The sequence below is a fragment of the Bradyrhizobium sp. UFLA05-153 genome (assembly GCF_054185185.1).
Window position 1 is genome coordinate 38844 of sequence record NZ_JBBIAM010000072.1, and the last position, 9850, is coordinate 48693.

Sequence of the window (9850 nt, forward strand, 5' to 3'; positions counted from 1 at the left end):
GCACTTCCTTGACTCCCCCCATCACCCCGCCCACAACGAGCGGCAACCAAGGGAGACGTCATGTTCACGGATCTGTTCTCACTCAAGGGCCGCATCGCGCTCGTCACCGGCGGGTCGCGCGGCATCGGCAAGATGATCGCGGCAGGCTTCCTCAGCCAGGGCGCGGCAAAAGTCTACATCACGGCGCGCAAGGCGGCGGCCTGCGAAGCGACTGCGAACGAGCTGTCCGCGCAATATGACGGCGAATGCATCGCGCTGCCGATCGACATCTCCAACCTCGCCGGCGTCGAGATGCTGGCAGGCGAGATCAAGAAGCGCGAACCCAAGCTCGACATCCTCGTCAACAATGCAGGCGCAGCCTGGGGCGCGGAGTTCGACGAATTCCCGGAGAGCGGCTGGGACAAGGTGATGAATTTGAACGTCAAGTCGCCGTTCTTCCTGACCAAGGCGCTCGCCGGCCCCTTGCGTGCGGCGGCGTCCGCACGGCGGCCGGCGAAGGTGATCAACATCGCCTCAATCGACGGCATCTTCGTCAATCCGATGGAGACGTATTCTTATGCGGCGAGCAAGGCCGGGCTGATCCACCTGACGCGGCGGATGGCGGTGAAGCTGATCCCCGATCACATCGTTGTCACGGCGATCGCGCCGGGCCCGTTCAAATCGGACATGAACCGCGCCGCGCGCGACCACGGCGACGAGGTCGCAACCCGCGTGCCCGCGGGCCGGATCGGCACCGACGAGGACATGGCGGGTGCGGCGATCTATCTCGCCTCGCGCGCCGGCGACTACGTGGTCGGCGCGACCATCGCGGTCGACGGCGGCATCGTCTACGCGAATGCGGGGATCAAAGGAGACGGGTGGGATAGCTGAGGGCAGTTTTCGACCAAGCTGCTTACGGCCCGGGCCGTACGCTCACCCAATATTCGCTGTCATGCCCCGGCTTGATGTATAGACCGGGGCATCCAGTACGCCGCGGCTTCTCGGCATACGTCACTGTCTGTGGAGCACTGGATCACCCGCTTTCGCGGGTGATGACAGCTTCAATGTTGCAAGGGTGTTAGCCCCTGACCGCGCGGCACTGAGCCCTTACGACTCGATCTTCACGTACTCGAAATCGCCGGGCTTGTTGTCGATGCCGACTTTCGGCGGCGAGATCCAGGAGGCGAATTGGCCGATCTCGGTGACGGGCTTCATCAGGGAGGCAATGAAATCGCCGTCGTTTGTTGACGGCAGCCAGTCGTCCCTGCGCTTGGCCCAGGTGGCGTCGTCGATCAGGATGCCCTCGGGCGTCGCGTGCACATCCTTGAACTCGCCGATGTGACGATGGAAGGTAACGTGCGGCACCGTCAGCTTGAAGTCAAAGCCGGCCGTCGAGATCACCTTGTTCCAGCGCAGCATGCCCTTGACACAGTCCTGGGTGTAGTCGTCGCGCAGCCGCATGTTGAGCGCGGTCAGCGCGGGCTCGTCGACCATCTTGATCTGGCCGTCGACGAACTTCATGACCGGGTAGGTCGCACTCTTGAGCTGGTGATCGTCCTCGATCGACGTTTCCTTGTAGCGGCCCTTGATGCCGGCGTTGAACGCGTTGGCGGCGTTGGTCGACACCTCCGAGCCGAACAGGTCGAGCGACAGCGAATAGTGCAGGTTCAGCTTCTTCTGGATGGTCGGCAGGTCGATGACGCCGAGCGCTCGCACCTTGGCGATGTCGGTGGGATCGGAGATGCCCGCCTCGCTCATCGCCTCGCAGGTCCGCTGCACCACGCGGGTGATGCCGGTCTCGCCGACGAACATGTGATGCGCTTCTTCGGTCAGCATGAAGCGGCAGGTGCGCGACAACGGATCGAAGCCCGACTGCGCCAGTGAGTGCAGCTGCATCTTGCCGTCGCGGTCGGTGAAATAGGTGAACATGAAGAAGGACAGCCAGTCCGGCGTCGCCTCGTTGAAGGCGCCCAGCATGCGCGGCGCGTCCGCATCGCCGGAGCGGCGGCGCAGGAGTTCGTCCGCCTCCTCGCGGCCGTCGCGGCCGAAATATTTCTGCAGCAGATAGACCATCGCCCAGAGGTGACGGCCTTCCTCGACATTGACCTGGAACAGGTTGCGCATGTCGTAGAGCGAGGGCGCGGTCTTGCCGAGGTGACGCTGCTGTTCGACCGAGGCGGGCTCGGTGTCGCCCTGGATCACGATCAGGCGGCGCAGCATCGCGCGATGCTCGCCAGGGACCTCCTGCCAGGCCGGCTCGCCATAGCGCTCGCCGAACGGCACGACGCGGTTCTCCTCCTGCGGCGCAAGCAGGATGCCCCAGCGATAGTCGGGCATGCGCACATAGTCGAACTTGGCCCAGCCGCGCGGATCGACGGAGTAAGCGGTGCGCAAGTAAACCAGCGATTCCTGGAAGCCGTCCGGGCCCATGTCGCTCCACCAGTCCATGTAGCCGGGATGCCAGCCTTCCAGCGCCTTCAGCACCTGGCGGTCTTCGGCGAGATTCACGTTGTTGGGAATCTTGGTCGAGTAGTCGACGTTCATGATGTTCATGTTCATGGCCGTGCTCCTTGTCCGTCTCATGTCCCGGACGCAGTGCAGCGCGAAGCGATGCGCTGCTGAGCCGGGACCTATTGTCTTGTCCACGTGGGTCCCGGTTCTGCGCAGCGTCACTTCGTGCCGCGGCGCGCCCGGGACATGAGAGTTACACCCGCGTCATATCGAATTTCGGCTTCTGGCCGCTGCCGTAGCGGCGCAGCGCGCCCTCCTCGCCGACCGCGTTCGGGCGCTGGAAGATCCAGTTCTGCCACGCGGTCAGGCGCGCGAAGATTTTTGACTCCATCGTCTCCGGACCGACGAAGCGCAGGCTGGCTTCCATGCCGGTGAGGCTGTCGGGCGAGAAGCTCGCGCGCTCCTCGAGGAACACGCGGACCTCGTCATCCCAGTCGATGTCATCGAGCGCGAAGGTGACGAGGCCGAGCTCCTCGGCCTCCTCGGCGTCGAGGCTGGTGCCGACGGTGGCTTCCGCGCGCTCCACATCGGACGGATCGGCCTGGAATCGCGATTGCAGACGGGTCAGCCCATGACTCATCGGATAGGGACCGAAATTCATCGCGGAAAGTTCGATCGAGGGCGGTGGGCGGTTGTCGCCCTGGCGCGTGCCGATCAGCATGTAGGAGCGATCGGCGGCGAACACGAGCTCGGCCAGCGTGCCGGCGAAGCAGGAGCCGGGCTCGACCAGCGTCACCAGCGTGCGCGAGGTGACATCGATGCGCTTGAGCACGCGCTTCCAGTAGTGGCGGATCTCGTTGACCAGCCAGTGCGCCTTGTTGGCTTCGAGGAAGGCATCGGACGCAAGCACATGGGCGCGCTCGCCATGGCTCTTGAACACGAGCATCGCGATCTCGAGCTCGTTGATGCGCAGGTGCAGGATCGCGTCATCGAGCTCGCGCGCCACCTGGAGCGGCCAGAAGGACGCGCCCTGCGCCAGGATGCCGTCGATGTCGGCTGGCGGTGCAGCCTCCGGCGCCTTGATCGAGATGGTGGCGATGCGGGCAGTGCGATCGATATCGACGCTGACGAAGCCGTAGCGGATGCTGGTCTCGTCGATGATGCGCTTGAGCGGGGTGAGCGCAATGCCCTGGCCGCTGCCCTTGCGCTTGGATGACGCTGCAAACTCCTTGGCGCGCTCGCCAATCCTCGCTTCCAGCTTCGAGTTCGGTGCGATCTCGTCGACCAGCCGCCAGGCGACGGCGCGTTTGCCCTTCACGCCTTCCTCGATGGTGCAGAAGAAATCGGCATGGTCGCGGCGCACCTTGCGCTTGTCGACGACGCGCGTGAGCCCGCCGGTACCCGGCAGCACCGCGAGCAGCGGCACTTCGGGCAATGCAACAGCAGAAGAGCCGTCATCGGCAAGGATGATGTGGTCAGTTGCGAGCGCGAGCTCATAACCGCCACCGGCGGCCGAGCCGTTCACGACGGTGATGAAACGCTGGCCGGAATTCTCCGAGGAGTCCTCCATGCCGTTGCGGGTCTCGTTGGTGAACTTGCAGAAGTTGACCTTGTGGGCGTGGGTGGAGCCGGCGAGCATGCGGATGTTGGCGCCGGCGCAGAACACGCGGTTCTTGGCCGAGCGCATCAGCACGACCTTCACTTCCGGGTGCTCGAAGCGCAGCCGCTGGATCGCATCCGCGAGCTCGATGTCGACGCCGAGGTCGTAGGAATTGAGCTTGAGCAGGTAGCCCTCGAACAGGCCGCCATTCTCGTCGACGTCCATGGTCAGCGTCGCAACGTCGCCGTCGATCGCGAGCTTCCAGTGCCGGTAGCGCGACGGATCGGTCTGGAAATCGATGAATTTCGCACCGCCTGCGAGGCGACGATCTTCCCCGGCCATGGGCCACCCTTGAGCTTGATTATGCGCGTCTGGTTTTAACCGTTACATGCACAATAATGCATCTTTTTGGGCGCGTCTAGTCCTCCGCGGACCATATATGCATTTTGCTTCATGATTGCTCAGGAACGCGGAATCGTCCCGAGTGGGACCCAATCAGCCTTGGACAGCTGGGGACGGCCGAGTTTGGCTTGGAGACGAGCAACCAGCGCCTCGGTCGGAAAGCGGTCGACGAAGCCGTCCCCGCCGGCGGACGCCTTGCGTGTCCGGAGCTCGCCCAGTTCCTCCAGAGCCTCGCCGAACAGGCGCGAGGCCGAATGCGGCCTGACGATGCGCAGCCGCAAGTTCGCGTTGGCGACATAGATGCAGGCGCGGAGCAGGATGCGCTCGCGGCCGCGCTGGGGAGCCGCCGCCCACACCGCTTCCAGGATCTCCTGCGATTCCCAGAAGTAGCCGCGATCGTTGAGCTCGAGCCCATAGCGCAGCGCCGGATGCCGTGCCGGGACATAGCCGCGGAACGCCGGCGGCACCAGCGCCTTGGCGATGTCGAGCGTCTCGCAATCGGCGTCGAGGTCGGTTTCGCCGGGCACATAGGCCCATTGCGGCCATGGCAAGGAGCCGCCCGCGGATGGTCGCGCAGTCATCGGAGCGGAGCCTCCGATGATTCATGCGGCATGTCCCTCAAGGCCCTGGTCGGCGCGCAAGGCCGCCCGGGCAAATTCTGCAATAGCGTCAAGCGTCGCCCCAGGCGCTTCACGATGCGGAGCGTGCCCCGCCTCTGAAATGACTTTCAAATCTACCGGACAATAACATTCTTCCTGCGCAATCTCGACCTGTCGCATGGTGCCATACTGGTCATCCACACCTTGCACCATGAGGACCGGTACGCGGATATAGGCAAGGTACTCGGAAATATCCCAGTTGCGAAATTTGGGATCGAGCCAGGCGCCGTTCCAGCCACGGAAGGCATTGTCGACATCCTTGTGCCAGCGCGCCAGTTTCACTCTTAGATCAGTGGTCTCGTAAACCGTCTTGATCTCGGCGATCGACTTCACCGAGATGTCCTCGACGATGAAATGCGGTGCGATCAGCGCGATGCCTTGCAGGCGATGGTCCTGATGTGAACCGGCGTAAATAGTTGCGATCGACGCGCCGTCGGAATGGCCGAGCAACAGGCCGCGCTTGAAGCCGATCGCATCGAGCAGCTTCGGCAGCACGTCCAGCGCCTCGCGATGCATGTAGTCCAGCGGCCGCGGCAGCGTCACGGGACTCGACTGACCATAGCCGGCGCGGGAATAGAGGAAGATGCCGGCGCCGGTCGCCGCTTGCAGTTTTTCCGGAAAATCTCCCCACTGCCCGACCGAGCCGAGGCCTTCGTGCAGCATGACGATGGTGGGCGCATCCGCGGCGCGCGGTGCGAGCCATTTGTATTCGAGGCTGGCCCCGCCGATGGTGAGGAAGCCTGTGGGGGTGAGGTTGGCCATGCTGTCGTTCCCGTTCATTCCGTCATTCCGGACTGCTCGCAACGCGAGCTGATCCGGAATCTCGAGATTGTCGTTTGCCGCTCGAGATTCCGGGTTCGATGCTTCGCATCGCCCCGGAATGACGAACTCGTCAATTAGCCCCGTCGCGCAGCTTGAAGCGCTGGATCTTGCCGGTGGCCGTCTTCGGCAATGACTCCACCACGTCGATCCAGCGCGGATATTTCCAGGGGCCGATCTTCTGCTTGACGTGCTCCTTCAGCATCTCCTGGAGATCGCTGGTCTTTGCGCCGGGGCGCAGCACGACGAATGCCTTCGGCTTCAACAGGCCCTCCGGATCGGCCTCGGGCACGACGGCGGCTTCCAGCACGGCCGGGTGTGTGATCAGCGCGCTCTCGACCTCGAACGGCGACACCCAGATGCCGGAGACCTTGAACATGTCGTCGGAGCGTCCGCAGAAGGTGTAGCGGCCCTCGGCGTCGCGGACATATTTATCGCCGGTGCGCGTCCACGGACCTTCGAAGGTGCGGCGGCTCTTGTGGCGCTGGTTCCAGTAGCCTTCACCGGCCGAGGGTGCATCGACCAGGAGCTCGCCGACCTCGCCGTCAGGCACGTCCTGGCCGGCCTCGTTCACCAGCCGCACCGCATAGCCCGGCACCGGCTTGCCGGATGATCCGTATTTGATATCGCCGGGCGCATTCGACAGGAAGATGTGCAACAGCTCGGTCGAACCGACGCCGTCGAGGATGTCGACGCCGAAGCGCGCCTTCCAGCTATTGCCGACGGATTCCGGCAGCGCCTCGCCGGCCGAGGTGCAAATGCGAAGCTTCTTGCCGCCGCGTTCCTGCTTGCCGGCCTCGTCGTTGAGCATGGCCGCGAACAGTGTCGGCACGCCATAGAAGATGGTCGGGTTGTACTTGTTCATCAGCTCGAACATGCGCGCCGGCGTCGGCCGCTCGGTGTTCAGCACAGTGGTGGCGCCGACCGACATCGGAAAGGTCAGCGCATTGCCGAGGCCATAGGCGAAGAACAGTTTTGCGGCTGACAGACACACGTCATCCTCGCGGATGCCGAGCACCTGCTTGGCATAGGTGTCCGCGGTCGCCTGCAAGTTCGAGTGCAGATGGCGCACGCCCTTGGGCATGCCGGTCGAACCGGACGAATAGAGCCAGAACGCCGGCTCGTCCGGATGCGTCGCGGCAGTGGCGAAATCATCGCTCTCGCCCGCGAGCTCTTCGGCAAGCTGCTTGTGACCGTTCTGCTTGTTGCCGGAGACGACGACATGCTCGAGATCCGGCATGCGGCCGACGATGTCCTTGATGACGGGATAGAGCGCCTCGGAGACGAACAGCACGCGCGCGCGGCAGTCGGCGAGGATGTAGGCGTATTGCTCCGCAGTCAGCAGCGTGTTGAGCGGCACCGGCACGATGCCGGCGCGAATCGCGCCCAGAAACACGATCGGGAAATCGATCGTGTCGAGCATGATCATCGCCACGCGCTCCTCGCGGCGAACGCCGAGACGGCGCAGCATGTTGGCTGCGCGGCGCGTCTGTTTCTGGAGCTCGCCATAGGTCAGGCGGGAGACGGTGTCGTCGAAGACGAGCTTGTTACCCCTGCCCTCCGCGACGTTACGGTCGAGCAGCCAGGTCACCGCGTTGTAGGATCCCTCGCTCACGGACTTCTCCCCCGAATTTTGAATTATAATTCATAGAAAGACACTCCGTCGGCTTGCTGTCAATGCCATCAGGCATTATGTTTCCGACAAATGCGCCGCCGGACATCCGCTAAAAGAAGGCAAATGACCGAAAGTCCCGACGCCGAATCCCAATTCCTCGAACAGCTTGGCCAGCGCGTGCGCACCATGCGCGCGCTGCGCGGCATGTCGCGAAAAGTGCTCGCCAAGGTGTCCGGCATTTCCGAACGCTACATCGCCCAGCTCGAGAGCGGCAAAGGCAATGTCTCGATCGTGCTGCTCAGGCGCGTGTCGAACGCGATAGGCGCGCATCTGGAAGACCTCCTGCCGACGATCGAGCCGGTGCCGGACTGGCAGATGTTCCGCGACCTCCTGCGCAAGGCGACGCCTGGCCAGATCGCGCAGGCCAAGGACCTGCTCGCCGGCGGCAGCGCGTCGGCGCCGCGGCGCGCGCCGTTCTGCGGTATCGCGCTGATCGGCCTGCGCGGCGCCGGCAAGTCCACGCTCGGAAAGATCCTGGCGAAAAAGATCGGCTGGAGCTTCGTCGAGCTCAACAAGGCGATCGAGGAGCAGAACGGGCTTTCGATCGCCGAGATCATCGCGCTCTACGGCCAGGAAGGCTTTCGCCGCATGGAGCAGGCGGCGCTGCAACAGCTCCTCGCGCGCCACGAGTTGATGGTGCTCGCGACCGGCGGCGGCATCGTCTCGGAGCCGCTGACCTTCGACCAGATCCTGTCCTCGTTCTACACGATCTGGCTGAAGGCCGAGCCGGAGGAGCACATGGCCCGGGTGCGCCGCCAGGGCGACCTGCGGCCGATGGCGGACGACCGCTCGGCGATGACGGAGCTGCGCAACATATTGGTGAGCCGCGAGCCGCTCTATTCGCGGGCGACTGCGGTGGTGGATACCGCGGGGCTGTCAGTCGATGCGGCCGCCGCACGGCTGATCGATGCGGTGCGGCCTGTGCTGCAGAACGAAGCACGGTCGTTTGGGCTGCGCAGCGTGGCGTTGTAGGCGCGCGGCGGCGCCGGCGACGTAATTCCCGCCATCTCCTCATCGTCGTCCTGGCGAAAGCCAGGACCCATTAGCCCAGGAAGTGGTTTGGCGAAGATTCGTCGTTCGGTACTCCTACCGTCCCCAATCGATAGATTCCGCGGTATGGGTCCTGGCTTTCGCCAGGACGACATCGAGGAAGCACAGGTTCAGTCCACCTCGAGATAATCCGCGGCCGGCATTTCCGGAAACGGCGCCGTCGGCAGCGTCTGGTACCAGAACGCGACTGATGCGACGTCGTCCTGCAGGGGCAGGTATTTCGGCTCCTTTACGCCGGAGCGCCAGCCGAGCGCCTGGATCGTCACGCGCAGATCGCTCTGGAAGCGCACGGGGTCAGGGATGTGCCAGCGGTATAGGCCAAAGCGCTGCTGCGACTTGTAGACACCGTCGGGGCGGATCACCTGAGGCAGGCCGGCATAGGGCGTGGTGAATTCGAGATAGCGCGAGGCCGGCCCGCCGCTCGCGCCGGGATTGGCGAGCTGCCACGGCACGCGCGGATCGAAATTGTAGGCGCCGCCAAAATAATCCTCGGTGCCGGTGCCGCAGATGGTCGGAAACTCGCCGTCGCCGTCGATGAAGAATTTTATCTCGCCCTCGCCCCACCAGCCATTGTTGTTCGAGCCCCAGGCCATGTAGGTGCCGATGTAGTGGCCGTGGCCGGTGATGCCATCGAGCAGCGTGTGGACCTCCTTGTACGGTACCGGATTGCTGCGGCGGAACTGGGCATGAAAATAGGCGCAATCTTCCGGCACGTCCGTCAACGTGTAGTTGATCTGGTAGTAGATGGTCTGCGCTTCCTCGTTGCGATTCTCCAGCGTGACCCGCGCGCGCTTGCGGAACGGCATTTCCCAATAGCAATTGAAGCCGCGGCCCGGATTGACGCAGACGGCGAGCGAGGACACCTGCGCAAATTCCTCCCAGCCACAGGCAAAGAAATCGCCGATCGGACATTCGACGCTGGGCAGCGCTTGGTCATCCCAATAGATGCGCAGGATGGAACGGCGCAGACGGCCGCGCGAAATCGTCATCCAGATCTGCTGGATCGCGCCCGCGCCTTCGATGTCGGCGAGCGTAAAGGTCGCGCCGGGCTCGATGACGACGTAAGGTGAGATCTTCCAGCCTCGTCCGAGGTCACGCGCCTGAGGTGCCGCCGGGCCATCGACGGCCATGCCGCCCTTGCCTTTCTCGCCGGTGAAATTTTCCGGACTGATCGAGCGCGACTGCGCGTTCGACAGGCTGTCTCTTATACACATC

The 9850-nt window shown here is 63.9% G+C and carries 8 protein-coding genes; 2 read left to right on the forward strand and 6 right to left on the reverse strand.

Annotated elements, in window-relative coordinates; genetic code table 11:
• The first annotated feature begins 60 nt into the window (after positions 1–60).
• Positions 61–870, forward strand: coding sequence for an SDR family oxidoreductase (locus Q2941_RS32705; RefSeq protein WP_254109286.1), 810 nt, complete (start codon positions 61–63; stop codon positions 868–870).
• A 216-nt stretch (positions 871–1086) separates the two neighbouring features.
• Here Q2941_RS32705 and boxB read toward each other — a convergent pair whose 3' ends face one another.
• From boxB to Q2941_RS32730, 5 genes are all read right to left on the reverse strand, one after another.
• A complete protein-coding gene (gene boxB, locus Q2941_RS32710) occupies positions 1087–2538 on the reverse strand; it encodes a benzoyl-CoA 2,3-epoxidase subunit BoxB (protein WP_027521527.1) in 1452 nt (483 codons plus the stop codon).
• 145 nt (positions 2539–2683) lie between these two features.
• Entirely contained in the window at positions 2684–4372 is a 1689-nt protein-coding gene (gene boxC, locus Q2941_RS32715) for a 2,3-epoxybenzoyl-CoA dihydrolase (protein ID WP_254109287.1), read from the reverse strand.
• A gap of 119 nt (positions 4373–4491) precedes the next feature.
• Positions 4492–5013: a DUF309 domain-containing protein gene (locus tag Q2941_RS32720; RefSeq protein ID WP_027521529.1), complete on the reverse strand. Its 522-nt coding sequence runs from the start codon at positions 5011–5013 to the stop codon at positions 4492–4494.
• A 21-nt stretch (positions 5014–5034) separates the two neighbouring features.
• Complete coding sequence (locus Q2941_RS32725; protein WP_254109288.1) at positions 5035–5871, reverse strand: alpha/beta fold hydrolase; 837 nt, start codon at positions 5869–5871, stop codon at positions 5035–5037.
• A gap of 112 nt (positions 5872–5983) precedes the next feature.
• The gene (locus tag Q2941_RS32730) at positions 5984–7525 is read right to left on the reverse strand and encodes a benzoate-CoA ligase family protein (protein WP_254109289.1); all 1542 of its coding nucleotides are present in this window, start codon (positions 7523–7525) and stop codon (positions 5984–5986) included.
• 90 nt (positions 7526–7615) lie between these two features.
• On the opposite strand from Q2941_RS32730, the gene Q2941_RS32735 reads away from it, so the two are divergent.
• Positions 7616–8557, forward strand: a complete 942-nt coding sequence (locus Q2941_RS32735) for a helix-turn-helix transcriptional regulator (RefSeq protein WP_458194991.1) — start codon at positions 7616–7618, stop codon at positions 8555–8557.
• A gap of 188 nt (positions 8558–8745) precedes the next feature.
• Here Q2941_RS32735 and Q2941_RS32740 read toward each other — a convergent pair whose 3' ends face one another.
• Positions 8746–9849, reverse strand: coding sequence for a glycoside hydrolase family 172 protein (locus Q2941_RS32740; RefSeq protein ID WP_458194992.1), 1104 nt, complete (start codon positions 9847–9849; stop codon positions 8746–8748).
• Between the last annotated feature and the right edge of the window lies 1 nt (position 9850).